Genomic DNA, 25,365 nt, shown 5'->3' with positions numbered 1-25,365 from the left:
CATTGGACGATCGTGACCACGCACCTGTGCCGTCTGTCGCTCGGATCATCGGTCCTGATGTTCTTGTCGGGATGCGCAGTCGGTCCCGACTTTCACCCGCCGAGCGCGCCTTCCGTGTCGAGCTTCCTGCCGACGGCGCATGACGATCGCGCCGGATCGGCTCCGCTCGACGGATTGAAGCTCGTGAGCGGCGCCGAAATTCCCGCCCAATGGTGGGGGCTGCTGCGCTCGGAGGGCTTGAACCAGCTGGTGCGCGAGGCGATCGCGCATAATTCCGATCTGACGGCCGCCGAAGCCGCCGTGCGCGTCGCGCGCGCCAATGCGCTTGCGCAACGGGGCGCGCTCTTCCCGTCGGTGGACGCGATGCTCGACGCAAATCGGCAAAAGATCGCCGTCGCGCCGACCGTCGATCCGAGCACGGGCGAAACCTCGACGGGACCGTCGCGATACAGCGTGGTCACGCGGCAAGTGAGCGTGTCCTTCGCGCCGGACATCTGGGGCGGAACGCGGCGGCAAATCGAATCCGCGGATGCGGAGGTCGAATTGCAGGCGTTCCAGAGAGAAGGCGTCTATCTGACGCTCGCCTCCAATGTCGCCCTCGCGGCGATCGAAGAGGCGCGGCTACGCGGACAAATCGACGCCACCAATCGCGTCATCGCATTGCAGACGAAGCTCTTGAGCATTTTGCGGCGACAATTCGAAATCGGACATGTCGCCTCGTCCGACGTCATGACGCAGGAGACGGCGCTCGCGCAATCGCGTCTGGCGCTGCCGCCGCTCGTGCAGTCGCTCGCCACGCAGCGTCATCTCCTCGCTTTTCTCACCGGCCGCTTTCCCGCCGATCCGCCGTCTCCGACATTTCGGCTCGCCTCCTTCGGTCTTCCTCGCGCCTTGCCATTGAGCGTTCCCGGCGATCTGATACGCCAGCGGCCGGACGTTCGGGCGGCGGAAGCCTCGCTTCACGAAGCGAATGCGCAGATCGGCGCGGCGATCGCCGATCGGCTGCCGCAGATCACCTTGTCGGCGAATATCGGCAAAACATCGTCCAATGCGCCGGATCTGTCGCCGAGCGGAGCCATGTGGCAGGTCGGCAGTCATTTGGCGCAGAAGGTTTTCGATGCGGGCACGCTCGCCTATAAGCAGCGCGCCGCAGAGGAGGGCGCCAGCCGTTCCTTCGCGCAATATCGCAGCGTCGTGCTGGCGGCGTTCCAGAACGTCGCCGACGCCTTGTCCGCGCTACGGTCGGACAGCCAGGCGATCGCGGCGGCGACCGCGGCCGAGAGCTCGGCGAGGCGAAATGTCGAGCTGATCCAACGCCAGCTCGAGCAGGGCTTGGTCAATGTTCCGATCGTGATAGAGGCGCAGCGCGCCTATCTCGACACGACGACGGCGCTCGTCGACGCGCGGGCCTCGCGCTTCGCCGATACGGTGGCGCTGTTTCAGGCGTTGGGCGGCGGCTGGTGGAACCGTCGAGACGCCAAATCGCACGCGGCCGCGGCGTCGCTCTGACGCTGGGCGGCGCTCGACAGATCGAGGCGACAATGGATGCTGTTCTACGAGGTCTCTGCTTCTTCTGCACGGTCGTGACCGGCGCCCCGGAGCCCGCGATTCCGCGCGGCGATGGCGATATCTGGTTTTCGCATGAGACAATCGGCGCCGACACGCATGTCTTGCGGCTCAGCGCTTCCGATCTCCTGCTCGACGTCGCATCGGCTCGGCGAGAGCGCCTCGACGCCTTTGCGCGCCGGCTCGCGGCGGAAATCTGCTCCGACCGCTTCGAGCTTTTCGACGCGCAGCGCGCATCCTGGCCGGAGGCGCCGCCGACCTATGCGAGGCAATATGTCGTCCGGTGCCGATGAGCAGAGCTGCGGCGCAGGACAAGCGCCTCGCGCGATCGGGCGTTCACGTCACGGCCGAGATGATCTAAGCTCTATCTTGCGAAATCGACGCCACAGCAGGGAGATTGCTCGATTGGTCGGGACAGCAGGCTTCATGCGCGGCAAGCGTGGAGCCGTCATGCGCTGGGCGTCCATGCTCGCTCTGGCGGCTGCGATTTTTGTCGGGGATACGGTGACGGACTTCGAGATCGCCGTCTCTGTCCTTTATGTCGTCGTCGTCCTGATCGCGACCGGGTTTCTTCCGACCCGCGGCGTGCTCGCGATTTCGTTCGGCTGCATTGCTCTGACAGTGGCGAGCTTCATGCTGAGCCACGCGGGCGCCTATGGGCCGGGCGTGGTCAATTGCGCTTTGAGCGTCAGCGCGATTGCGGCGACCACTTATCTCGCGCTGAAGAGCGCGGAGGCGACCCTCGCCGAGCAGGCGGCGCGCGCCCAGCTGATCCGGCTCGCACGGGTCAATTCCTTGAGCGAGACGACGGCCTCGATCGCGCATGAGGTCAATCAGCCCCTCACCGGGATCATCGCGAGTGGAAACGCATGCTTGAACTGGCTGGCGTGCGATCCTCCCAACCTGCCGAAGGCGCGGCAGGCGGTGGAACGGATGATCGGCGACGCCAATCGCACCAGCGGGATCGTTGCCCGTGTTCGGAATCTCTACAAGCTGCCGAAGCTCAATGCGAATTGGATCGATGTGATGTCCGTTGTCGATCAGGTCCTCGCGCAGAGCGAGACCGAGCTGCAGCGCAACAATGTCGCGGTGACGGTGATGTTCGCGGGCGCCCCGCTCGAAATCTACGCCGAGGCCGTTCAAATCGAGCTGGTGCTGTTGAATATCATGCTGAACGCCATAGACTCCGTCGCGCGAGCGCGCTCGGAGCCGCGCGTGTCGATAGAGGCGCGGCTCGCGGATGAAAAGCGCGTCGAGCTGATCGTTAGCGATTCCGGCCATGGCGTCGCGCCGGATCGGCTCGAGACGATTTTCGAAGCCTTTTACACGACGAAGACGGATGGAACCGGCATAGGCCTCGCGATCAGCCGATCGATCGTCGAGGCGCATAGCGGTCGGATTTGGGCCGCCGCCAAAGCGGAGGGAGGCGCCGAATTTCATTTCCTCCTGCCGGGACGGAAGAAGAAGGGCGCATGAATATGGCCGTCGACGCGCAGGAAGCAGAGTCGCCGATCGTCTATGTCGTCGATGACGACCAGTCGATTCGAGAGTCTCTCGAGGATCTGCTGGCGTCCATCGGGCTGCGCGCCAAGACATTCGCGTCGCCGAAGGACTTCTCGCGAAGCGAAAAGCCGGACGCGCCGTCATGTCTCGTGCTGGATGTGCGCATGCCCGGCGTGAGCGGCCTCGAGTTTCAGCAGGAATTGACGAGCGCGGGAATGCGCATGCCGATCATTTTCATCACGGCGCATGGCGACGTGCCCATGTCGGTGCGAGCGATGAAGGCCGGCGCGATCGACTTCTTGACTAAGCCGTTTCGCGAGCAGGATCTTGTCGATGCGATACAGATATGCCTATCGCGAGATCTGGCGCGCAGGCGAATGGAGCGCGTGACAACCGAGCTCCAGCGTCGCTACGCGAGCCTGTCGGATGGCGAGCGGGAGGTGATGAAGCTGGCCGTATCCGGGCTCTTGAACAAGCAAATCGCGGCGCAGCTCCAACTGAGCGAGGTCACGATAAAGGCGCGACGCGGCCAGGTCATGCGAAAAATGCGCGCGGAGTCGTTTGCTGAGCTCGTTCGATTCTACCATCGCATCGTTGGTTCAGACACAGACCTCGTCGAACTGAGTTGATGACGTGATGACGATCATCGACGGCGTCGGTGTCGGGTCTCTGATATTCAGAAGGAAGTTTGAGACTCCCGAAGGGACAGACGTGTGGATCCATAAGCGACTATCCGAATCGAATGTTGTCACATGCAGGCGTCACTGATCTTGTGCGAAATTCCAGACCATGGTCACCGCGAGGGCAAGCGGTTCGATCTTTCGCCAGTCCTCTAGTCGCTAGAGGATGTAGAAGTAAACTCAGAAGGGCAAGGCCTATGACTCGTGAAGAACAACACGCATTCGACGATCCGAACCACGATCACGATCACGGCCACGGTCACGCGCGCGCCATCATCACGGCGGCGGCCACGTGCATGCCTCGGCCGGCGTTGGAAAAGCTTTTGCGGTTGGCATCGCGCTCAATTTCGGATTCGTCGCCGTGGAGGCGGCTTACGGCGTCCTGAGTCATTCGGTCGCGCTGCTCGCCGACGCCGGACATAATCTCGGCGGTGACCTATATTGTTCGAGACACGAATTCTCGCGACGTCGATCCGGCGCGCGCGTCGCCGAGGGGCCGACGCACAGCGACCAATGTTTTCGACGCCGGCGACCACAATCTTTGTCACGCCCATCGCCGAGTTCGCCTTCGACGGATGTTGCCCGATCGTACGCGATGTCGCCGATTATCGCCGCCACCGCGGAGAGACGCGCGTCGCCGACGTGGCATAGCGAACGCAGATCGTCGGTAGAGCGAAGCTTGTCACGCGGCCTTTAGCCGGGCCACGAAAAATCCAGGGCAGCGAAGGTCTGCGAAATCCAGGGAAGGAGGACTTTCGCTTGGTCCAGATCGAATGGCCGATAATGGCGCATCGCCGAAACACAACCCAACCCCACTACCTTCGGTCTCCCGATCGCCGGCGATCTCGCGCCCAGGCCGCGGCGATGGCGCGCGCGAGCAGCGCCAGCGGCGGGGGCCGCGTCGCCGATTTCCGCCCATAGAGACAAGCGTCGAGCGCGGCGAGCGGCGCTCCGATGTCCTCGCGCGCGACGATCCTGCGCCAGCCCTCTCGATCGGCCTGCGCCAATTGGCTCGACGCGTGACGAAAGGCGGCGACGTCCCCGGCGCTCGCCGCGCGGCGCAACGCCCCGAGCGCCGCCGGCCGGCGCCCGAGAGCGCGCCTGGGCAGGGCGGCGAGCAGGAAGACGACGGCGATCGTCGCGACGAAGCTCGCCAGAGCGGCGATCAGCGGTTTCGGCGCCAGCAGGCCGCGACTCGTGCGTTCCCGCGCGGCGGCCTGATCGCGCGCCGTCTCGAGGAAGGCGACGCGGCGCTCGGGCGCGGCCGACTCGCGCATCCGCCGCGTCACGACATCGAACCAGCCGATGCGGATCGGCGGCGCGAAGGCCGCGATCGACGACACCGGACGCACGCTCCAGCGATACACGGCGCGCGCGATCGGCCCCTGGTCGGTGACGATCGTCCGCCGCTCGACCGGCGCGGCGAAAGTGATGATCCCGGGCGCGCGGAAATTGGGCAGCGGCGGCAGGCGGTCGGCGGTGATCCCCTCCGCCTCCACCGTGACCATGCGCCGCGCCGTCTCGCCGAAGGGGATTTTGTCCGGCTCCGGCTCCCAGGAGTCGGTGATGCGCAGGCTCCTGGCCGGCAAAAAGCTCTCCCCCGGCGGGACCAGACCGTCCCGCGCGCGCGCCTCGATCTCGAAAGGCGCGGAGGCGAATTCGGTCTCGACCCTGCCGCTCTCGTCGATGCGATAGGCGATGCGCCGCGTGAAGGACGGGATCGTCAGCCGCCCGGCGCGCAGCGGATAGATCATCAGCACGCGCTCGACGACCGGCGTCCAGAAACCGTCGATCATCTCTTCGCTCGAGGAATCGACGCCGAATTGCTGCCAGTCGAAATCGACGAGCGAAGGCTGGATGATATGGTCCAGCAGAATGCGGCCGCGTATGGCGGAGCGCAGCACGAGGCGCAGAGGCTCGCCGACATAGGGCGTCTGCGCGGGCAGCTCGACGCGCACCTCGACGCGGCCGACCGGCGCATCCTCCTCCTGCGCCCTCCCCTGCTGCGTCGTCTCCTCTTGCGCCATCTTCTCTTGCGCCTCGGCCTCTTGCGCCATGGCGGGCGCAAACGAAGCGAGCGCGAGACAAAGCGCGAGACCAGCGAGCGGCGCGAGACGGCGCGACATCAATCGTCCTCCTCCAGCGCGCCGCCGCCGGCGCGCAGCCGCCGCGCCTTTTCGGCGGCGATGCGCAGCTTCAGGAAGCGGCCCGGATCGTCGGCGAGGCTCTGCAGCCATTCCGGGCTCGGCCGCACGGAGCGCGCCTCGAGACGCCGGCGCACGCGGCGGTCGCGCTCATGCAGCAGGGCGGCGACATCGATCTTCTGGCCGCCGGTGCGGCCCGCGCCCTCCGAGGCGCCGACGGCGCCGGTCGCGCCGCTGCCGCTTTCCGCCGCCTCGTCCTGGCCCTTGCCGACCTTGGACGCTTTGGCGCCGCCGCGCTCGCCGGGACGCGAGCGCGTCTCGCGATCCCCCGCCGCGCCCTCGCCCGCGCCGCTGGCGTCATCGTCGGGATTGGCGCGCGCCCGCTGCTGGACGGCCGCCGGCGAATTGGCCGTGGCGGCGCCGGCGGCGCTCTCGCGCTCGATCAAGCCGAGCAGCAGATCCTTATTATAGGCGGCGTCCTCGTCGTCCGGATCGGCCTGCAAGGCGCGATCATAGGCGGCGACCGCCTCCTCATAGCGCCCGGCGAGCGCCAGCGCGCCGCCGAGATCATAGGCGCTCGCGGGATCGCGCGCGAAAGCCGCGGCGGCCTGCTCCCATCGCCCGGCGGCGTAGAAAGCGACGCCCTTCCAGGCGGGATCGGCGAAGGCTCGGGCCGCGGCGGAGGAAAGACCCGACGCCAGCAGCGCGCGGCCGGCGAGCTGTGGGCCGAGCGTCCAGCCCGCGGCGAGAAGCGACAGGACCAGGAAAAGCAGGGCGAGCCCGAAGGCTCGCGGTCCAGCGAGCGCATCGGACCGCGAGCCTTCCGGTGCGCTTCGGACAGGATCGCGCGACGTCAATCATCCCTCCCGCGCAGCACGAGCAGCAGCGGCGCCGCCGCGAGAAGGAGGAGGAAGCGCCCATAGTCCCGCCATTCCAGCGCGCGCAGCTCGCCCCGTTCGACATGGGCGATCCCGCGCGCGGCGATGTCTTCGGCGATCTCCTGCGGATGAGCGGCGTCGCCGGCGCGGCCGCGGCCGGCGGCGGCCAGCGACGCCATGGCGGCGCGGCGGCCGGGATCGAGCGCATCCGCCCCGATGCGGGCGGAGACGAACAGTGTGTGGAGCCGGCGACCCTCTCCCGCCAGCGAGGCGGCGAGACGCTCGGCGCGCGGGTCGAGCCCCTCGCCATCGGAAATCAAGGCGACGTCGGCCGCGACGATCCGCGCTTCGCGCAGCAGCCGGCGGGCGAAGGCGAGCGCGCGATCGGGCCGGATCCCGCCGTCGGGAACCGTCGTGTCGTCGATGGCGTAGAGCAGGGATTCCAGCGAATTCGCATCATCGGTCAGCGGACTCGCGAGATAGGCGTCGCCGGCGTAGAGCACCAGGCCGAGCTGTCGCGCGCCCGAGCGCTCGAGCAGGAATTGCGCCGCCGCCACCGCTTGCGGCAAGCGCTCGCCGCGCGAGACGTCGAGCAGGATCAATGTCGCGTCGAGATTGCGGAACTGCTCGGCGCCGGGCGTCTTCATCGCCGGCCCGCAGAGCGCCACAGCGATGAGAGCGACGCTCGCGAGCAGCGGACCGTCGCGCCGCGGCGCGCCGACGATGGCGTGACGATGCAGAATAACGGCGAGCAGCGACGGATCGACGGCGCGCCGCCAATCGCCGAGCGCGTCGCGCCGCCGCGTCGCGACGAGCAGCAGCGCGAGCCCCGGCAGGACGAGCAGCCAGAGCGGACGCAGCAGAGCGACATCGCCGAAGTCGATCATCGCCGCTCCCTGGTCGAGAGCGCCAGCGCCATCGCTGCGCAGAACGCCAGCGCGCCCGGATAGATCCAGAGCTCGCGAAAGATCACGGTGGGCGGCGCCGGAGCCGGCCCGGCGATCAGCGCCTCTATGGCCCGCGTCGCAGCCTCGAGCTCGGCGCCGGTGCGGGCGCGAAAGGCCGCGCCGCCGCCGATCTCGGCGATGTGCTGCAAGGCCGCGAAATCGACCGCGTCGGGATCGTCCGGCTTGCTCGACGTGTCGTCGACGCCGAGGCCGATGGTGAAGAGCGTCACGCCCATGCCGCGCGCCAGCTCGGCGACGGCGGCCGGCTCGCTGGAGCCGGCGTTATTGGCGCCGTCCGAGAGAAGAATCACCAGACGCGACGGCGCGGTCGAATCGGAGAGGCGCTTCAGCGCGAGGCCGAGTCCTTCGCCGATCGCGGTGGAGCGGCCGACGAGGCCGATCTCCATCGACTCGAGCGTCGCGCTCACCGCGCGAAGATCGAAGCTCGAGGGCGCCGCGGCGAAAGCCGTCTCGGCGAAGACGACGAGACCGACCCGATCGCCGGCGCGACGATGAATCAGCTCCGCGCCGAAATGCTTCAACACGGCGAGGCGGCTCGCGGCGACGCCGTCCAGCTCGAAATCCGTCTTCGTCATGCTGCCGGAGAGATCGAGCGCCAGCATGATGTCGCGCCCGGCGGCCGGCAGAGCGGCGACGGCGCCGGCGATGCGCGGACCGGCGAGCGCGAGCACGAGACAGACCCAAGCGAGCGCTCCGGCGACCGCGCGCCAGGGGAGTCGCAGCCGGTTCGGCGAAGCGTCGGCGCCCAGCCGCTGGCGGATCGTCGCCGGCAAGGGAAGTCCGCCGCCCGGCGCAGCGCGCGCGCCGAGCAGAATGCGCAGCGCGAGCGGCGCAGGAAGGAGCGCCAGAGCGAGAGGCGTCGCCAGCTCGAGCCCGTTCATCGATCGACCCTCGCCAGCAGCGCTCGCAGAGCGCGATCGAGCCTCTCGGTCGGATCGTCGGCGTGCGGACGATAGAGCGCGTCGCCGAAAGCGCGGCCCTCCCCTGCGCTGAACAAAGTCGTCGCGAAAAGCGCGTCGAGCCGCGCCAGCCAGGGCTCGCCATGGAGGCGCGCGACCCCGCCGTCGAGCGCGCCGACGAGATCGCGCAGCAATTTCGCCTGCGCCGCGAGTCGTTCCGCCGCCGGCAGCGCGCGCGCGGCGACCAGCGCCGAGAGCGCGGCGCGACGCAGCGGCCGACGGCGCGCGCGCCAGAACAGAAAGGCGAGCGTCAGCATCGCGCCGGCGATGCAGCCGACGAGCGCCATCACGAGAATCTCCGCCGCGCCATCCGGCGGCGGCGCGCGCAATGGCCGCAATTGCGCGATGAGCTCAGCGGGATCGGCCATCGAGCCGCTCCCCGTCGAAAGATGCGAGAGCGCGCGCGATCGTCTCGGCGTCTTCGCCCGCGTCGATCTCGAGCGTGCGCGCGCCGAGTCGGCGCAGTCGCGCCTGCCGCTCGTCCGCCGCCGGCGCCGCGCGCTGCGCGATGCGCAGCAGGCCGGCCGCCTGACGCGTGCGAAACGGATAGAGACCGGGCGGCGGCGCCAGCTCGAAACGATCGGCGATGAGCAGGACGGAGACATCGCGCCGACTGGCGATGCGCCCGGCGATCGCGTCGAAAGCGTCGCCCGGCGCGTCGAGCGCGGTGGCGAGCGTCATCGCCGATGATCCGCCGACACGCTCCATTTCCTCGAGCGCCGCGGCGAGCGGCGGCTCGTCTCGCTCGGCTTTGTCTTCGAGAGCGGCGCGATGCGCAGCGGCGAGCGCGACGAGCAGCGGCGGAAAGCTTCGCGCGCCCGCGGCCCAGCCGAAACAGCGCGCGCCCGATGCGCCGATCGCGGCGAGGCCGATGCGGCCCTGTCCATCGATCACGCGCCAGGCGGAGGCGACGACGGCCTCCGCGGCGGCGACAGAGCGAAAGGCGCGGCGCGTGCCGAACAGCATGGATGCGCGAAAATCGACGAGATAGAGCGCGCTGCGCTCGCGCTCGTCATGAAAGCTGCGCACATGCGGCGCGCCGGTGCGGGCCGTGACATTGCGGTCGAGGCTGCGAATATCGTCGCCGTCCGACCACGGCCGCACATCATAGGTCTCGGAGCCGCGTCCGCGCCGACGCCGCGCGACGCCGCCATGCGGCGCGACAGCCGCGGCTCTGCGCGCATCGCCGCTCGCGGAGAGCAGCCGCAGACGCATCAGCGCCTCGACGTCGAGATCGACGCCGGCCACGCGCGACTCCACATTGCGCGACTCTGCATCACGGTCCTCCGCCGCGCTCATGCAGGCGGGACCGCATCGAGATAAGCGCGAATGATCGCGCGCGGCGTCTCGCCCTCCGCGAGCGCGCGCCATCCGAGAATGGTGCGATGCGAGAGAACATCGACGGCGAGCGCGCTCACATCCTGCGGCGCGACATAATCGCGCCCGTCGAGAAAGGCGCGCGCCTTGGCGGCGGCGGCGAGCGCCAATGTGCCGCGTGGCGAGGCGGGATGCGCGATCTTCGCCGCCAGCTCCGGCGCGAACGCCGCATCGCGCGGCGCGGTGACGAGGCGCACGATATAATCCTTGATCGCCGCGGAGAGAAAAACCGATCTCGCCGCAAGGCGCGCCGCGGCGATCTCCTCCGCCTCCAGCGCCGCCGGCTCCGCGATCGGCTCCCCCTGATCCTCGCGCTCGACGAGATCGAGGATTTGACGCTCGGTCGCAGCGTCCGGGAGAGCGAGCTCGACATGGAGCATGAAGCGATCGAGCTGCGCTTCCGGCAGCGGAAACGTGCCTTCATGCTCTATTGGGTTTTGCGTCGCCACGGTCATGAAAGGATCGGGCAGCGCATGGGTCGCGCCGGCGATCGTCGCCTGACGCTCGGCCATGGCCTCGAGCAGCGCCGATTGCACCTTGGGCGGCGCGCGATTGATCTCGTCGACGAGCAGCAGCGAATGAAAGATCGGACCCGCGGCGAATTCGAAGGCGCTTTTGTCCTGCCGCCAGATCGATGTGCCGGTGATGTCGGCCGGCATCAGATCCGGCGTGCATTGAATGCGCGCGAAAGAAAGATCGCACGCGCGGGCGAGCAGCTTGACGGCGCGCGTCTTGGCGAGGCCCGGCGCGCCCTCGAGCAGCACATGCCCATCGGCGACGAGGCCGATCAGCAGCCGCTCGACGAGCGCATCCGCGCCGATGAGGCGCTCTTGCAAGAATGTCCTGATCTCCGCCAGCCGGGCGCCGGGATCGCCGGCGCGGCCTTGGGCGAGAATGCGAAGCGGTTCCGTCAGATTCATGCGAAAGGTCCATCGGCGGCCAATGCGCGCACCTGAGGACTCTCGCCTCTGCAGCGCGCGCTGTCGAGGGAAAACTGGCGATCTGAAACGGGCATTTTTCCCGATTTATCAGGCAATAGCGCCCATGGCGCAGGCGCCGCCCCGCCGCCGCGCCGCACGAGCGGCCTATTGACGGCCCGATCCCACCATTTATACCTGTCGATACGAGCGGTCGTCTCGACGTGACGCGTCCCCATTTTCACAACCGTAAGCCTTTATCATCCCGTGCGGGCACCAATGATGCGCGACGATCTCAGCAGACTCCGGCGCGCCCGAGGCGGCGCATTCGCGCGCGGGGAGCCGTAATGTCCCCCGGCGAGACAGACGCTATTTTCCTGGTGGACCAGGCCTCGCTGCGCGCGACGCATGGACTCGACGAGTCGACCTTCGACGACGTGCGCTTTGTCGGCGCCGCGCTCTCCCCCCGCGTGCCGGAGCTGATCGAGGACTTCTACGTCTGGCTGCGCGGCTTCTCCGATTTCGCCCGCTTCTTCGCCGACCCGCGCATGCTGCAGCGCGTCAAGGCGCAGCAGAACGATTATTGGACGGATTTTCTGGCCGCGGATGTCGACGACGCCTATGTCGAGCGCCGCCGCGTCATCGGGCGGACCCATGCGCGCATCGAGCTCGGCCTGCTCATCTATCTGCTCGCCATGGAATTCGTCTCCGCCTGGCTGCGCCGGGCGATCGAGGCGGACGAGCGGCTGCGCGCCAAGGCGACGGCCGCTCTGTCGATCCGCAAGCTGATCGCCTTCGACTCGGCCATCGTCGTCGACACCTATGGCGCGCTCACCGCGCAAAATCTCGACGATCATAGGGAAAGGCTGCATCATGTCGCCAGCGTGATGCGCGCGGTGACGGAGGGCGATCTCGACCATCATATCGCGCTCGCCGGCCCCGGCGACATTCTGGGACTTTCGCTCAACGATCTCGTCGACAGCCTGCGCGGCGTCGCCAAAGGGATGGAGACGATCGCCGGCGGCGATTATTCCGCGCAGCCCACGCCGCGCAGCGAGAAGGATCGGCTCGGCAAATCGCTGCTGGCGATGACCGATGCGCTGCGCGACGCCGCCGAACGCAACGAGCGGCAGATGTGGATCGCCGAGACGGAGACCGCGCTCGGCCAGGCGATGAGCGGCAATCCGACGATGCGCGAGCTGGCGCAGCGCGTGCTCTCGCTGCTCTGCCGCGCGCTGAACGCGCAGGTCGGCGCGCAATATGTCGCCGAGGATGGCGGCGCGACGCTGCGGCTCGCCGGGACCTACGCCACGACCTCGGGCCTGCGCGAGCGATGGCGGCTCGGCGAGGGGCTCATCGGGCAGATCGCGCTGGAGAAGCGCCGCATCATCGTGACCGACATTCCCGAGGACGGGCTCAGCATTCATTGGGGCCTCGGCGAGGCGCCGCCCCGCCATCTCGTGATCTTCCCATTGCTGCACGAGGGCGAGACGCGCGGCGTCATCGAGCTCGGCGCGCTGACGCCCTTCTGCGGATGGCGGCTCGAGTTTCTCGATTTCGTCTCGGTCGGCGTCGGACAGGCGATCGGCGCCGCCGAGGCGCGGGCGCGCATCGCGCAATTGCTGGAGGAAGCGCGCGCGCAAGGGGAAGAGCTCACCGCGCAGCAGGAGGAGCTGCGCCAGGTCAACGACACGCTGGAGGAGCACACGCGGGCGCTCGAGCTGCAGCAGGAGAATCTGCTGGTGACCGAATCCGCGCTGCGGCAGAAGGCCGAGGAGCTCGAGCGGACGAGCCGCTACAAATCGGAATTTCTCGCCAATATGTCGCATGAGCTGCGCACGCCGCTCAACAGCTCGCTCATTCTCGCGAAGCTGCTCGTCGACAATAGAGACGGAAATCTCGCGCCCGAGCAGATCAAATATGCGCAGAGCATCTACTCCGCCGGCAATGATCTCCTCGTGCTCATCAATGATATTCTCGATCTCTCCAAGATCGAGGCCGGCAAGATCGAGCTCGACATCGAGCCGACCGCGGTCGCCGCTCTCGTCGCCGATCTCGAGCGCCGCTTCGAGCCGCTCGCCGCGGAACGGCGGCTGCAATTCTCCGTCGTCGTCGAGCCCGGCGCGCCGGAGACGATCGAGACCGATCGCCAGCGCCTGCTACAAATCCTCTCCAATCTGCTCGCCAATGCGGTGAAGTTCACCGAGCGCGGCGGCGTGCGCCTCGCCGTGCGGCGGGAGGATTCGCGGCGCCTCGCCTTTATCGTGGAAGACACCGGCATCGGCATAGCCGACGACCAGCAGGAGGCGATCTTCCAGGTCTTTCGCCAGGCCAATGGCGCGATCAACCGGAAATTCGGCGGCACGGGCCTCGGCCTCTCGATCTCGCGCGAATTCGCCGATCTGCTCGGCGGCGTGCTCACTGTGCGCAGCGAGCCGGGACGCGGCAGCGCCTTCACGCTGCAACTGCCGCTGCGCGCGGACGGCGCGCCTATTCGGCTGGAGCCCGTCATCCGGCGCGAGGAGCCGCCCACGCCCGCAGAAAGCGCTCAGACGCCGATCGCCGACGACCGCGACGCGCTCGCCGACTCGCGCCGCATCGCGCTGATCGTCGAGGACGATCCCGCCTTCGCGGAAATCCTCCGCGACCTCGCGCGCGAGCTCGGCTTCAAATGCATCGTCGCGGGCGCGGCGGGCGACGCGCTGCGGCTCGCGCGGCATTTCCGGCCGGAGGCGGTGGTGCTCGACATCGGGCTTCCGGACCAGTCCGGCCTCACCGTTCTCGAGTTGTTGAAGCGCGACCCCTCGATCCGCCACGCGCCGATCCATGTGGTCTCGGTGCATGATTATCAGAAGGTGGCGCTGGAGATGGGCGCCGTCGGCTACATATTGAAGCCCGCCAAGCGCGAGCAGCTCGTCTCCGCCTTCCGCCTGCTCGAGGAGCGGATCACGCGCGACAAGAAATCGATCCTGATCGTCGAGGACGAGAGCGTTCAACGCGCCGCGCTGAACGATCTCCTCTCGTCCGCCGGCGTCGAGATCGTCGCGGTCGCGACGGCCGAGGACGCCATGCGCGAGATCGGCGACCGACGGTTCGACTGCGTCGTTCTGGACCTGATGCTGCCGGGCGTCAGCGGCTTCGAATTTCTAGAGCGCATCAGCCGCGACGAAGCGCGCACCGCGCCGCCGGTGATCGTCTACACGGCGCGCTCGCTCAGTATGGACGAGGAGCAGAAGCTGCGGCGTCTGTCGAAATCCATCATCGTCAAAGGCGCCCGCTCGCCGGAGCGGCTCATCGAGGAGACGACGCTCTTCCTGCATCAGGCGGAATCGACGCTGTCGCCCGAGCAGCAGCATATGCTCGAGATCGCGCGCAGCCGCGACAACATTCTCGACGGCCGCCGCCTGCTGCTGGTCGAGGACGACGTCCGCAATATATTCTCGCTGACCGCCGTGCTGGAGCGCGAGGGCGTCGCCGTGCAGATCGCCCGCAATGGCAGGGAGGCGCTGGAGCGCATCGATGTCGATCCGGCGATCGACCTCGTGCTGATGGATCTGATGATGCCGGAGATGGACGGACTCACGGCGATGCGCGCGATCCGCGCGCGCGAGGCGAAAGCCGCGCTGCCGATCATCGCGCTGACCGCCAAGGCCATGCCCGACGACCGCGAGCAATGTCTCGCCGCCGGCGCCAATGATTATATTTCCAAGCCGATCGACGTCGAGAAGCTGCTGTCGCTGATCCGCGTCTGGATGCCGAAATGATCGCTCTCGACTCCGACGCAAAGGCCGAGATCGAGCTCGATCTGCTGCTCGAGGCGATCTACCGCCTCCACCAGCAGGATTTCCGCGGCTATGCGCGCTCCTCGCTGCGACGCGGCGTGGCGCGGGCGCAGATCGCGCTTCGATGCGAGACGATCACCGATCTCCTCGATCGCATCGTCCATGACGACGGCGCCTTCACGGAAGCGTTGCGCTATCTGACGATACAGGTGAGCGATCTGTTTCGCGACCCCGGCTATTATCGGCGGCTGCGCGAGACCATCGCGCCGCATCTCGCGACCTATCCGTCGCTGCGGATCTGGATCGCAGGCTGCGGAACCGGCGAGGAGGCCTATTCGATCGCCATTCTCCTGCATGAGGAGGGGCTGCTCGGGCGCTCGCTCGTCTATGCGACCGACATCGACAAGGAGAGCATGGCGGTCGCGCAGGCCGGCGCCTACGAGCTTTTCCGCATGGGCGGATTCGCCGAGAATTATCACAGGTCCGGAGGGCGCGCGGCGCTCTCCGATTATTTCGTCGCCCGCGGCGCCTGCGCGACCATCGTCCCCTTTCTGAAGCAGCGCATCCTGTTTTGCGATCACAGTCTCGCGACCGACGCCGCCTTCGCCGAGATGCATCTCATTTCTTGCCGGAACGTGTTGATCTATTTCGACAAGGCGCTGCAGGACCGCGTGATCGGCGTGTTTCGCGAATCGCTGTGCCCGCGTGGATTCCTGGGGCTCGGGCCGAATGAATCGCTCGCCGTCTCGCGTCATGCGTCATCTCTCGAGCTTCTTTCGACCAATGAGCAGATCTATCGGGTGAAATGATGAGAGCGATCGAAAACTCCTCGAACCCGTCCGGCCGTCGGCGATCGGTGTCGGCCGATTTCGACGCCGGCCGCGCGTCCAAGCTTCCGGTCGTGCTCATCGTCGATGATTTCGCCGAAAATCTGATCGCCATGGAGGCCATTCTCCGCTGCGACGAATTCGAGATCGTCACCGCGCAATCGGGCCGCGCCGCGCTCGATATTCTCCTCGACAGGAGCGTCGCGCTCGCCATCATCGATGTGCATATGCCGGAAATGGACGGATTCGAGCTGGCGACGCTGATGCGCGGCGTCGAGAAGACCCGCTATGTGCCGATCGTCTTCGTGACCGCGCATTCGCCGGATGTCGCGCGCATGTTCAAAGGCTATGAGGTCGGCGCCGTCGACTATCTGTTCAAGCCGATCGACCAGCAGGTGCTGCGCAGCAAGGTCGATGTCTTCGTCACGCTCGAGCGGCAGCGCCAGCAGCTCCTCCAGATCGAGCGCATGCGCGAAATGTTCGTCGGCATTCTCGGGCACGACCTGCGCAATCCGCTGCAGAGCATTCTGACCTCCGCCGAACGCTCGCTGCCGAATGCGCAGGACGACGATCTGCGGAAGGCGCTGCAGGTCATTCGCCAGAGCGGCGGCCGCATGGCGCGGATGATCGACCAGATCCTCGATCTGACGCGCATCCGATTTGGAAACGGCCTCGCCATACGGCCCGCCGCGGCGGATTTTCGGCGCATCGTCGAGCAGATCGCCGATGAATTCGCCGGACGCGACGGGCGCTTGCGGCTCGATTTCGACGGCGACATGCAGGGCGCCTGGGACATCGACCGCATGCTTCAGCTGCTCTCCAATCTCGTCGGCAACGCCGTCGAGCACAGTCCGCCGGGCTCGAAGATCGCGCTGCGCATCGACGGAGCCGCCGCCGGCTGGCTGGCGATCGACGTCTGCAACGACGGCCCCGGCGTGCCGAGCGCGCTCAGCGACTCGCTGTTCGAGCCCTTCGCCAGCGGCGATCGCATGCACGGGCTCGGGCTCGGCCTGTTCATCTGCCGGCAGATCGTGCTGGCGCATGGCGGAACGATCGAGCTCGAATCGGACGACGATCGCGGCACGCGCTGCCACATACTGCTGCCGCGCCGCTGCACGGTCGAGACGCGGCCCTTCTTCGATCGCCGCGACGGCTTCGGCGCCGACGGACGCCGGCCGGAAGCGGAGGAGCCGCGCGCTCGCGCCGGCTTCGGCCCGCGCCCCTCACGCACGGCCGTGATCCTCGTCGTCGACGACGACCCGGACGTTCTCGACTCGCTCGAGCTGCTGCTGACGACCGAGGGCCATGAGGTGATCTCGGCGGCCGACGGCGACGCGGCGACGGACGTCGTGGTCGGCGACCGCGCCCGGCCGGATCTGGTGATCATCGACTATCATTTGCCGAATGGCGTCGAGGGGCCCCATGTCGTGCGGCGGCTGCGCGAGCTGCTCAACCGCGACCTGCCCGCGCTGGTGCTGAGCGGCGACCCTTCCGAGACGGAGCCGGGCCGCATGCCCCTCCAGAATTGCGCGCAGCTCGGCAAGCCCGCCGATGTCGAGCGCCTGCTAGAGACCATACAGCGGCTTCTCGCGGATAGCGCAGAACGATCCTGAACGGGCGGCGGGGGCGAACGGCGCAGGTCGCGTTCTGACGCGCCCTCAAACGCCCGCGGCGTCGAGGCGCGGGCGAATCTTCGCGGCGAAATCGTCGAGGCTCGCCAGCGCGCGCGCCTCATTCGCCGTCGCCGGCTTCAGCAGCAGCGAGCGCGCGCCGAGGCGGCGATGAATGTCGATGATCGTCTCGGCGATCTCGTCATAGCTGCCGATCAGCGAGCGCTCGACGATCTCCGCCGGATCGAAAGACGCCGGCGCATTTTGCGCGAGGAAGATGCCGCGCATGCGATCGGCGAAGCGCGCGATGAAGGGCAGAGCCTCGGCGAGCGCGCGCTCGCGCGTCTCGGCCGCGTAATAGAAGCGCGCAAGAGCCAGGCGCGGATCGGCGCCCGGCCCCGCGGCGCGATAGGCGGCGACCGCCTGCTCGATCTTCGCCAATGGAACGAGCGAGGCCGCCATTATGCCGAAACCCTTGCGCGCCGCATGGTCGATCGCCGCCGGCGTCGAAGTGGCGATCCAAATGGGGATGGGCTTTTGCAGCGGCTTGGGCGCAAGCGCGAGATCATCGACCTGAAAATGCGCGCCGGAGAAGGTGACGCGATCCTCATAGAGCAGCCGCTCGATCAGCTCGAGCGCCTCCAGCGTGATGTCGCGCGTCGCGTCCTTGGCGGCGTGAAAATGCTTGTTCTGCGCCGGAAACGGCCCGCCCTTGGCGACGCCGAAATCGAAACGGCCATTGGAGAGAACATCGATCGTCGCAATGTCCTCCGCCACCTGGATCGGATTGCGGAAGGCGAGCAGCACCGCCGCCGAGCCGAGCCGCACGCGCGAGGTGACGCCGGCGAGATAAGAAAGCAACGTAAGGATCGACGGGCTGACCGCGTCATCGTCGAAATGATGCTCGGCGACCCAGGCCTCCTCGAAGCCGACCTCCTCCGCGCGGCGCACGAGGCGCGTCTGCGCGTCGAAGCAGGCTTTGTAATCGCCGAGGGGGTTTTCGTAGGTGCAAAACACGCCGATGCGCATGCCGATCGGACTCCTCGCCACGTCGTATAATGCGGCTACATAGCTTAGGCCGCGGCTCCGCCTGCCGCAAGCGGCCGACTGCGCAAATTTAGAGCGGCGCAAAGCGGCGTCACGATTGTGTCATAGAACAAGGCTGTGTGTGCGGGGCTCCTCATCTCCAGCGCTAGCGCCACAGGCCGATTCGAATGGACTTCTCCCGTCGCTTCACATTCCTCTTCTCCGCGCCGAATTTCGAGGCCGACGATCTCGAGGGGCTGCGCGTCAATCAGATCATCACGGCGATCGAGAGCATGGGCTTCCAGGTCGTGCGCGCGCGCCGCGTGGAGGACGCCGAGATCGTCGTGCAGACCGACGCCGCCATCGGCTGCCTCGTCGTCGATTGGGGCAAGAAAGGGCTCGAGGGCAAGACCGCCTCGCTCATCGATCTCATGCGCAAGCGCGGGCTCGAAATGCCGATCATGCTGCTCATTCGGCGCAAGCGTTTCGAGGATATTCCAGTCGAGGTGCTGGATTTCATCGACGGCTATGTCTTCCTCGCCGAGGAGACGCCGGAATTCATCGCCAAAAATCTCGTCTCGCGCCTCAAGCAATATGCGGAGACGTTGAAGACGCCCTTCTTCGGCGCGCTGGTCGACTACGCCGAGGAGGGCAATCAGCTCTGGACCTGCCCCGGCCACAATGGCGGCATTTTCTACAGCCGCAGCCCGATCGGCCGCATCTTCATGGAGCATTTGGGCGAGGCCGTGTTTCGCGACGATCTCGATAATTCGGTCGTGGAGCTCGGCGATCTGCTGACGCATGAGGGCCCGGCGCTCGCGGCGCAAAAGGCGGCGGCCGAAATCTTCGGCGCGGAGAAGACCTACTTCGTGCTCAACGGCACCTCGTCCTCCAACAAGGTCGTGCTCACCAATCTCGTCGCCGAGGGCGATCTCGTGCTGTTCGACCGCAACAATCACAAGGCGGCGCATCATGGCGCGCTGCTGCTCGGCGGCGGCGTGCCGGTCTATCTGCCGACGACGCGCAACGCCCATGGCCTCATCGGCCCCATCGATCACGAGGCGTTCGACGAAGAAAAATTGCGCGAGCGCATTCGCGCCAATCCGCTGGTGAAGGACAAGGACGCCTGGCGCAAGCAGCGGCCCTTCCGCGCCGCCGTCATCGAGCAATGCACCTATGACGGCACGATTCACAACGCCGAATGGATAATCGACAAGATCGGGCATCTTTGCGATTACATTCTCTTCGACGAGGCCTGGGCCGGCTTCATGAAGTTTCATCCGCTCTATGAGCGGCGCTTCGCCATGGGGCTCAAAAATCTGACCGAGGATTCGCCTGGAATCGTCGCGACGCAATCGACGCATAAGCAGCTCGCCAGCTTCTCGCAGGCGTCGCAAATCCATGTGCGCGACCGCCACATCAAGGGCCAGCGGCGGCGCGTGGAGCATCGCCGCTTCAACGAAGGCTTCATGCAGCACGCCTCCACCTCGCCCTTCTATCCGCTGTTCGCCTCGCTCGATGTCGGCGCGCAAATGATGAAGGGCCGCTCCGGCGAGCTGTTGTGGGACGACACGATCCGGCTCGGCATAGAGCTGCGCAAGAAGCTGCGCGCGGTGCGGCGCGAGTTCGAGGCCAAGGAGCAGGACCCGGCGCGACGCTGGTTCTTCGATCCTTTCGCGCCCGACTGGGTCTCCATTCCCGACGCCGCGCGCGAGACTGGCGCGCATCGCGTTCCCTGGGAGAGCGTCTCCACCGATCAGCTCGCGCGCAATCCAGAACTCTGGGCGCTCGCGCCGGATGCGCGCTGGCACGGATTTTCTAATATGGCGCCGGGCTTCGCCATCACCGATCCGGCCAAGCTCACCCTGCTGACGCCGGGCTTCGACCGCGAGACCGGCGCCTATGCCGATCACGGAATCCCGGCGCCGATCGTCGCGCAATATTTGCGCGAGAACCGCATCGTGCCGGAGAAGAACGACCTCAACTCTTTGCTGTTTCTGCTGACGCCGGGCGTCGAATCGAGCAAGGCGGGCACGCTCGTCTCGTCGCTCGTCGCCTTCAAGCGCCTGCATGACGACAATGCGCTGCTGCAAGACGTGATCCCGGAATTCGTCGCGCGGCGCTCGACGCGCTACAAGGGCGTGCGGCTGCGCGATCTCTGCGGCGACATGCATCGCTTCTTCAAGGAGGCGGACGCCAGCGCCTTGCAGCGCGCGCAATTCCGGCAGGAGCATCTCCCCGAGATGGCGATGACGCCGCGCGAGGCCTATCTGCGCCTCGTGCGCAATGATGTGGATTTTCTGCCGATCGACGAGATCGACGGCCGCATCGCCACGACGCTGTTCGTCATCTATCCGCCGGGCATCGCGACGATCGTTCCGGGCGAGCGGCTCGACGAGAAAGCGCGGCCCATGCTCGACTATCTGCGCATGTTCGAGCGCAGCGCCAATCTCTTCCCTGGCTTCGACTATGAGATTCAGGGCCTCTACAAGCAGTGGAACGGCGACGCGAAGATGCGGCTCTACACTTATGTGGTGCAGGAATGAGCATGATCGACGCGAGCGCCGAACGCGCGACGATAATCGTCCGCGCCTCGCGCGACGAGGACGTCGACGCCATGCTGGCGATCTATCTGCAGCATGTGCGCAAGGGGCTCGACCCTTCCGAGGCGCCGCTCTACGAGCCGCCGCAGAAGGAGGATTTGAAGCGCCGGCGCAAGAATATGGGCAATCATCGGCTGCCGCATCTCGTCGCCGAGCATGAGCGCGCCGTCCTCGGCTACGCCTATGTCGTGCCCTTTCGCAAGCGGCCGGCCTATCGCTATGTGGTCAAGCATTCGATCTATGTCGATCCGCTGCATCTGCATCGCGGCGTCGGCCGGCTGCTGCTGCAGGCGCTCGTCGATTCCTGCGCGGCGGCGGGGTTTCGGCAGATGATCGGCTATGTCGACGCCTCCAACGAAGCGTCGCTGAAGCTGCATGAGGCGATTGGATTCCGGCAGGCGGGCACACTCTCCGGCGTCGGATATAAATTCGGCCAATGGACCGATTCCGTCATATTGCAGCGCTCGCTCGGGCCCGGCGCCGCGACGCCGCCCGATGCGCGCAGCTGACGCCGGCCGCGAGCGAATCGCCGCGTCATGCTATGATCGCCGCATGATTCCGCTTCGCCGCCTCCTTCGCCTCGCCGTCTTCCTGCTCCTCGCCACGCCCGCGGCCGCGGCGTCGCGCAATCCTTGTCAGGATGTGGAGGAGCAAGGCGCGAGCTACACCATCTGCGTCTTCGACACGCGCAGCGATTCCATCCGCCTTTTCCTCGGCGACGACAAAGGCGAGGTCTATGGCTCCTTCTCGGCGCTCGACGCCGCGCTCGCGCAAAGAAGCGAAAAGCTGCTCTTCGCGATGAACGCCGGAATGTATGACGAGCGCCGCTGGCCTGTCGGGCTCTATGTCGAAGGCGGCCATATGGAGAAGAGCGCCAACACCCATTCGGGCGCCGGCAATTTCCACATGAAGCCCAATGGAATCTTCTGGGTGGAGGGCGCGCGCGCCGGCGTCGTCGAGACGCAACGCTTCCTCGAGAAGCGGCTGCATCCCGCCTATGCGACGCAATCGGGCCCGATGCTCGTCATCGGCGGACGCATCAATCCGCGCATTCACGACACCGGCACATCGCAGAAGATCAGGAATGGCGTCGGCGTGCGCGACGGCCATATCGTCGCTTTCGCCATCTCCAACCAGCCGGTGACCTTCCACGCCTTCGCGAGCCTGTTTCGCGAGCGGCTGAAATGTCCGGACGCGCTTTTCCTCGACGGCTCGATCTCGGCGCTCTATGCGCCGTCGATCTCGCGGCACGATCGTTTCCGCCCCATGGGGCCGATGGTCGGCGTCGTCGAGCGGGCGCGGTGACTTTACGCCGCTTCGTTGACGGTGAAGGCGCCGACGAAATCCGGATCGGCGAGAATCTCGCCCGTCTCCCAGAGCAGATAGTCGCCGGGGCCGGCGATGCGGAAGCGACCGAGGTCCGGCGGCAGGCGCACCTTGCGGCCGGCGTCCTTGCCTTCCAGCTCTATATCGACGCCCGCGCTATCGATGGCGGCGATCGTGCCGAACATCTGGCGCAGCACCTTGCCGTGCGGCGTCACGCGGGTGAGGCCGATGAGCGCGCGCTTGCCGATCATTTGCGCGCGGGCTTGGATCCATTCATTCCTGCCGAGGTCCATTGTTCTCTCCCTTCACAGTTTTTGCGCACGGCGTCTTCCTGGCCGTGATGCCATGATCGAGATCGTCATTGATGTGCGCCCGCGCACGCGCCAGGCGGAAGACGCCTCACGCCCCCATCAGCGCGCCGACATGAGCGGCGACGCAGGCGGCGAGATCGTCCGGCCGATAGCCGCCCTCGAGCATTGAGACGATGCGCCCGCTACAGCGGCGCGCGGCGATCTCTGCGAGGCGCAGCGTGAGCTCGGCGAAGTCCTGACGTTGCAGGCGCAACCCGCCGAGCGGATCGTGCAAATGCCCGTCGAAACCGGCGCAAATGAGGAGGATGTCCGGCGCAAAATCGTCGAGGCGCGGGAGAATCGCCTGCGTCCAAGCCTGCGCGAAATGCTCGCCGCCGGAGCCTTTGGCGAGCGGGACGTTGACGATGTTGTCATGCTCGCCGCGCTCGCTCGCGGCGCCGGTGAAGGGATAATGCGGCGATTGATGCGAGGAGCAATAGAGGACGTTCTTCTGCGACCAGAAGATCTCCTGCAATCCATTGCCGTGATGCACGTCGAAGTCGACGATGGCGACGCGCTCGGCGCCATGCGCGGCGATGGCGTGGCGCGCGGCGATGGCGGCGTTGTTGAAGAAGCAGAAGCCCATGGCGCTCTCGCGCGTCGCATGATGGCCGGGCGGGCGCATGGCGACGAAAGCATTGCGGGCGGCGCCGCGCATCACCGCGTCGACGGCGAAGATCGCGCCGCCGGCGGCGCGCAGCGCGGCCTCGAGCGAGCGGGGACTCATGACGATGTCCGGGCCGAGCGTCGCGAGCCCGCTTTGCGGCGCGGCTTTCTCGAGACGCTCGAGCAGAGAGGGCGCGTGAACGGCGAGGATCGCCTCGCGCGAAGACGGCGGGGCTTCCGCGCGGCGCAGCGCGGCGAAATGATCCGCATCCAAGGCGGCGGCTATGGCGCGCAGCCGCTCGGGCTGGTCGGGCCGCCCCGCGCCCACCTCATGCGCGAACCCGGATGCGTGGGTGACGAGGAGGGTCGTCGGCTCGGCGCCGCCAGCCGCAACGAAATCGGGCGAAAGCGCCAACCCCGCCGTTAACGCAAACGCCTGCCTGCGAGTGAAGGTGGATGACGCCGGCGCTCGTCCGACCATCGGCTACCCGCCCAACTGCCCCCTATGCCGCAGGAAATGATCCGCCAGCACAATGGCCATCATCGCCTCGCCCACCGGCACGGCGCGTATGCCGACGCAAGGGTCGTGGCGGCCCTTGGTGACGATCTCCGTGTCCTGGCCGTTGCGATCGATGGTGCGGCGCGGCGTCAGAATGGATGAGGTCGGCTTGACCGCGAAACGCGCGACGATCGGCTGGCCCGTGGAAATTCCGCCCAGCACGCCCCCGGCCTGATTGGAGAGAAACTCGGGCTTGCCGTCCGGCCCGGCGCGCATCTCATCGGCGTTGGCCTCGCCCGAGAGCTCGGCCGCGGCGAAGCCGGCGCCGATCTCGACGCCCTTGACCGCGTTGATCGACATGAAGGCCGAAGCGAGATCGGAGTCGAGCTTGCCATAGATGGGCGCGCCCCAGCCGGCGGGAACGCCCTCGGCCACCACTTCGATCACCGCGCCGATGGAGGAGCCCGATTTGCGCACGCCGTCGAGATAATCGGCCCAGAGCGTCGCGGTCTCGGCGTCCGGGCAGAACAGCGGGTTGTTCTCCACCTCCGCCCAGTCGAAGCGGGCGCGGTCGATTTTATGCGCGCCGATCTGCACCAGAGCGCCACGGATGGTGACGCCGGCGAGCACCTTGCGCGCCACAGCGCCGGCGGCGACGCGGGCCGCCGTCTCGCGCGCCGAGGAGCGGCCGCCGCCGCGATAGTCGCGAATTCCATATTTCGCGTCATAGACGTAGTCGGCGTGGCCGGGGCGGTATTTCTCGGCGATATCGCCGTAATCCTTGGAGCGCTGGTCGGTGTTCTCGATCAGCAGCGCGATCGGCGTCCCGGTCGTCACCTGCCGGCCGGCGGAATCGGCGAAGACGCCGGAGAGAATCTTCACCGCATCGGCCTCCTGCCGTTGCGTGGTGAAGCGCGACTGGCCGGGCTTGCGCTTGTCCAGAAAGACCTGAATCTCGGCCTCGGTCAGCTCCAGCCCCGGCGGGCAGCCGTCGACGACGACGCCGAGCGCCGGCCCATGGCTCTCGCCGAAAGTGGTGATGCGGAAGAGATGGCCAAAGCTGTTGTGGGACATGGAGGGAGCCGGTCACTTGTGCGTCGAAGCCGGTTGTAGGCGCCGGCCGCCGCCGGGTCAAACGCCAATGGCGGAGCCGTCTCGTCATGCCCTAAGCTGCAGTCGACGTCAGCGACGAAAAGGACCCCGCACATGATCGCCCCCGCCTTCGCGCAGAAAATGGCGCGCTACAACGCCTGGCAGAATGAGAGCCTCTATGCGGCGGCCGATACGCTCTCCGACCAAGCGCGGCGCGCCGATCGCGGAGCCTTCTTCAAATCGATCCACGGCACGCTGAACCATCTGCTCTGGGCCGATACGATGTGGATGAGCCGCATCGCCAGCGGGCCGAATCCGAATATTCCTTTGGCGGATTCGGTGTCTTTCCGCGCCGACTGGACGGCGTTGAAGGAGGAGCGCGCGGCGATGGACGTGCAGCTGATCGCCTGGGCGGACGCGCTCGACGAGGCGGCGCTCGACGGCGATTTCTCCTGGTATTCGGGCGCCAAGCAGACCGACATCGTCAAGCCGCGCAGGCTCGTCGTCGTCCATATCTTCAACCACCAGACCCATCATCGCGGACAGGCTCATGCGTTGCTGACGGCGGCTGGCGCGCGGCCGCAGGACACCGATCTGATCTTCATGTGAGCAAAGACGAATGCGAGCCCGAAGGCTCGCTTCGTCAGCGGCC

At 67.0% G+C, this 25,365-nt stretch carries 22 protein-coding genes and 1 pseudogene; 12 read left to right on the top strand and 11 right to left on the bottom strand.

The window, feature by feature from the left end; genetic code table 11:
• The first annotated feature begins 12 nt into the window (after nt 1-12).
• From VIF40_RS14715 to VIF40_RS14695, 5 genes and pseudogenes are all read left to right on the top strand, one after another.
• The gene (locus VIF40_RS14715) at nt 13-1,509 is read left to right on the top strand and encodes an efflux transporter outer membrane subunit (protein WP_331938260.1); all 1,497 of its coding nucleotides are present in this window, start codon (nt 13-15) and stop codon (nt 1,507-1,509) included.
• A gap of 32 nt (nt 1,510-1,541) precedes the next feature.
• Nucleotides 1,542-1,859, top strand: a complete 318-nt coding sequence (locus tag VIF40_RS14710; protein ID WP_331938259.1) for a hypothetical protein — start codon at nt 1,542-1,544, stop codon at nt 1,857-1,859.
• Between the two features lie 112 nt (nt 1,860-1,971).
• Nucleotides 1,972-3,042: a HAMP domain-containing sensor histidine kinase gene (locus VIF40_RS14705; RefSeq protein ID WP_331938258.1), complete on the top strand. Its 1,071-nt coding sequence runs from the start codon at nt 1,972-1,974 to the stop codon at nt 3,040-3,042.
• Nucleotides 3,039-3,698, top strand: a complete 660-nt coding sequence (locus VIF40_RS14700) for a response regulator transcription factor (protein WP_331938257.1) — start codon at nt 3,039-3,041, stop codon at nt 3,696-3,698. Before VIF40_RS14705 ends, VIF40_RS14700 begins: the two co-directional genes overlap by 4 nt.
• A 248-nt stretch (nt 3,699-3,946) precedes the next feature.
• Nucleotides 3,947-4,176: pseudogene (locus VIF40_RS14695) on the top strand (cation transporter); the annotation flags it as partial.
• A gap of 388 nt (nt 4,177-4,564) precedes the next feature.
• Here the strand turns inward: VIF40_RS14695 and VIF40_RS14690 are convergent.
• The 7 genes from VIF40_RS14690 to VIF40_RS14660 are packed head-to-tail and all read right to left on the bottom strand — an operon-like array spanning nt 4,565 to nt 10,995.
• Nucleotides 4,565-5,875, bottom strand: a complete 1,311-nt coding sequence (locus tag VIF40_RS14690) for a BatD family protein (protein ID WP_331938256.1) — start codon at nt 5,873-5,875, stop codon at nt 4,565-4,567.
• On the bottom strand, nt 5,875-6,750 hold the full coding sequence (locus VIF40_RS14685; RefSeq protein WP_331938255.1) for a tetratricopeptide repeat protein: 876 nt from the start codon (nt 6,748-6,750) through the stop codon (nt 5,875-5,877). The genes VIF40_RS14690 and VIF40_RS14685 overlap by 1 nt, the downstream gene beginning before the upstream one ends.
• Nucleotides 6,747-7,658, bottom strand: coding sequence for a vWA domain-containing protein (locus VIF40_RS14680; protein ID WP_331938254.1), 912 nt, complete (start codon nt 7,656-7,658; stop codon nt 6,747-6,749). The genes VIF40_RS14685 and VIF40_RS14680 overlap by 4 nt, the downstream gene beginning before the upstream one ends.
• Nucleotides 7,655-8,620, bottom strand: coding sequence for a VWA domain-containing protein (locus tag VIF40_RS14675; RefSeq protein ID WP_331938253.1), 966 nt, complete (start codon nt 8,618-8,620; stop codon nt 7,655-7,657). Before VIF40_RS14675 ends, VIF40_RS14680 begins: the two co-directional genes overlap by 4 nt.
• Nucleotides 8,617-9,066: a DUF4381 family protein gene (locus VIF40_RS14670; protein ID WP_331938252.1), complete on the bottom strand. Its 450-nt coding sequence runs from the start codon at nt 9,064-9,066 to the stop codon at nt 8,617-8,619. The genes VIF40_RS14675 and VIF40_RS14670 overlap by 4 nt, the downstream gene beginning before the upstream one ends.
• On the bottom strand, nt 9,050-9,997 hold the full coding sequence (locus tag VIF40_RS14665) for a DUF58 domain-containing protein (protein WP_331938251.1): 948 nt from the start codon (nt 9,995-9,997) through the stop codon (nt 9,050-9,052). Before VIF40_RS14665 ends, VIF40_RS14670 begins: the two co-directional genes overlap by 17 nt.
• Complete coding sequence (locus VIF40_RS14660; RefSeq protein WP_331938250.1) at nt 9,994-10,995, bottom strand: AAA family ATPase; 1,002 nt, start codon at nt 10,993-10,995, stop codon at nt 9,994-9,996. Before VIF40_RS14660 ends, VIF40_RS14665 begins: the two co-directional genes overlap by 4 nt.
• Before the next feature lie 344 nt (nt 10,996-11,339).
• On the opposite strand from VIF40_RS14660, the gene VIF40_RS14655 reads away from it, so the two are divergent.
• From VIF40_RS14655 to VIF40_RS14645, 3 genes are read left to right on the top strand one after another with little or no spacing between them, the layout of a single operon-like run.
• Nucleotides 11,340-14,756 (top strand): response regulator, encoded by a 3,417-nt coding sequence (locus tag VIF40_RS14655; protein WP_331938249.1) that lies wholly within the window; start codon nt 11,340-11,342, stop codon nt 14,754-14,756.
• Complete coding sequence (locus VIF40_RS14650; protein WP_331938248.1) at nt 14,753-15,583, top strand: CheR family methyltransferase; 831 nt, start codon at nt 14,753-14,755, stop codon at nt 15,581-15,583. Before VIF40_RS14655 ends, VIF40_RS14650 begins: the two co-directional genes overlap by 4 nt.
• A complete protein-coding gene (locus VIF40_RS14645) occupies nt 15,580-17,214 on the top strand; it encodes a hybrid sensor histidine kinase/response regulator (protein WP_331938247.1) in 1,635 nt (544 codons plus the stop codon). The genes VIF40_RS14650 and VIF40_RS14645 overlap by 4 nt, the downstream gene beginning before the upstream one ends.
• Before the next feature lie 45 nt (nt 17,215-17,259).
• Here the strand turns inward: VIF40_RS14645 and VIF40_RS14640 are convergent, their stop codons facing one another.
• Nucleotides 17,260-18,240, bottom strand: a complete 981-nt coding sequence (locus VIF40_RS14640) for an LLM class flavin-dependent oxidoreductase (protein ID WP_331938246.1) — start codon at nt 18,238-18,240, stop codon at nt 17,260-17,262.
• 185 nt (nt 18,241-18,425) lie between these two features.
• Here VIF40_RS14640 and VIF40_RS14635 point away from each other — a divergent pair, with 185 nt between their 5' ends.
• The 3 genes from VIF40_RS14635 to VIF40_RS14625 are packed head-to-tail and all read left to right on the top strand — an operon-like array spanning nt 18,426 to nt 22,145.
• Complete coding sequence (locus tag VIF40_RS14635) at nt 18,426-20,783, top strand: Orn/Lys/Arg decarboxylase N-terminal domain-containing protein (protein WP_331938245.1); 2,358 nt, start codon at nt 18,426-18,428, stop codon at nt 20,781-20,783.
• On the top strand, nt 20,780-21,349 hold the full coding sequence (locus VIF40_RS14630) for an N-acetyltransferase family protein (protein ID WP_331938244.1): 570 nt from the start codon (nt 20,780-20,782) through the stop codon (nt 21,347-21,349). The genes VIF40_RS14635 and VIF40_RS14630 overlap by 4 nt, the downstream gene beginning before the upstream one ends.
• Before the next feature lie 43 nt (nt 21,350-21,392).
• On the top strand, nt 21,393-22,145 hold the full coding sequence (locus VIF40_RS14625; protein WP_331938243.1) for a phosphodiester glycosidase family protein: 753 nt from the start codon (nt 21,393-21,395) through the stop codon (nt 22,143-22,145).
• Between the two features lie 2 nt (nt 22,146-22,147).
• Here VIF40_RS14625 and VIF40_RS14620 read toward each other — a convergent pair whose 3' ends face one another.
• From VIF40_RS14620 to aroC, 3 genes are all read right to left on the bottom strand, one after another.
• A complete protein-coding gene (locus VIF40_RS14620) occupies nt 22,148-22,459 on the bottom strand; it encodes a hypothetical protein (RefSeq protein ID WP_331938242.1) in 312 nt (103 codons plus the stop codon).
• Nucleotides 22,460-22,565: 106 nt separating this feature from the next.
• Nucleotides 22,566-23,537 carry a histone deacetylase family protein gene (locus VIF40_RS14615; RefSeq protein ID WP_331938241.1) on the bottom strand — a complete coding sequence of 324 codons (972 nt, stop codon included), beginning with the start codon at nt 23,535-23,537 and terminating at the stop codon, nt 22,566-22,568.
• A gap of 69 nt (nt 23,538-23,606) precedes the next feature.
• Complete coding sequence (gene aroC, locus VIF40_RS14610) at nt 23,607-24,695, bottom strand: chorismate synthase (protein WP_331938240.1); 1,089 nt, start codon at nt 24,693-24,695, stop codon at nt 23,607-23,609.
• Nucleotides 24,696-24,827: 132 nt separating this feature from the next.
• Here aroC and VIF40_RS14605 point away from each other — a divergent pair, with 132 nt between their 5' ends.
• On the top strand, nt 24,828-25,322 hold the full coding sequence (locus VIF40_RS14605) for a DinB family protein (RefSeq protein WP_331938239.1): 495 nt from the start codon (nt 24,828-24,830) through the stop codon (nt 25,320-25,322).
• Nucleotides 25,323-25,365: the final 43 nt, after the last annotated feature.

This window comes from Methylosinus sp. (assembly GCF_036560965.1).
Classification (GTDB): domain Bacteria; phylum Pseudomonadota; class Alphaproteobacteria; order Rhizobiales; family Beijerinckiaceae; genus Methylosinus.
Note: the sequence above shows the minus strand (reverse complement) of the source record. Positions and strands in the feature narration are given on the sequence as shown.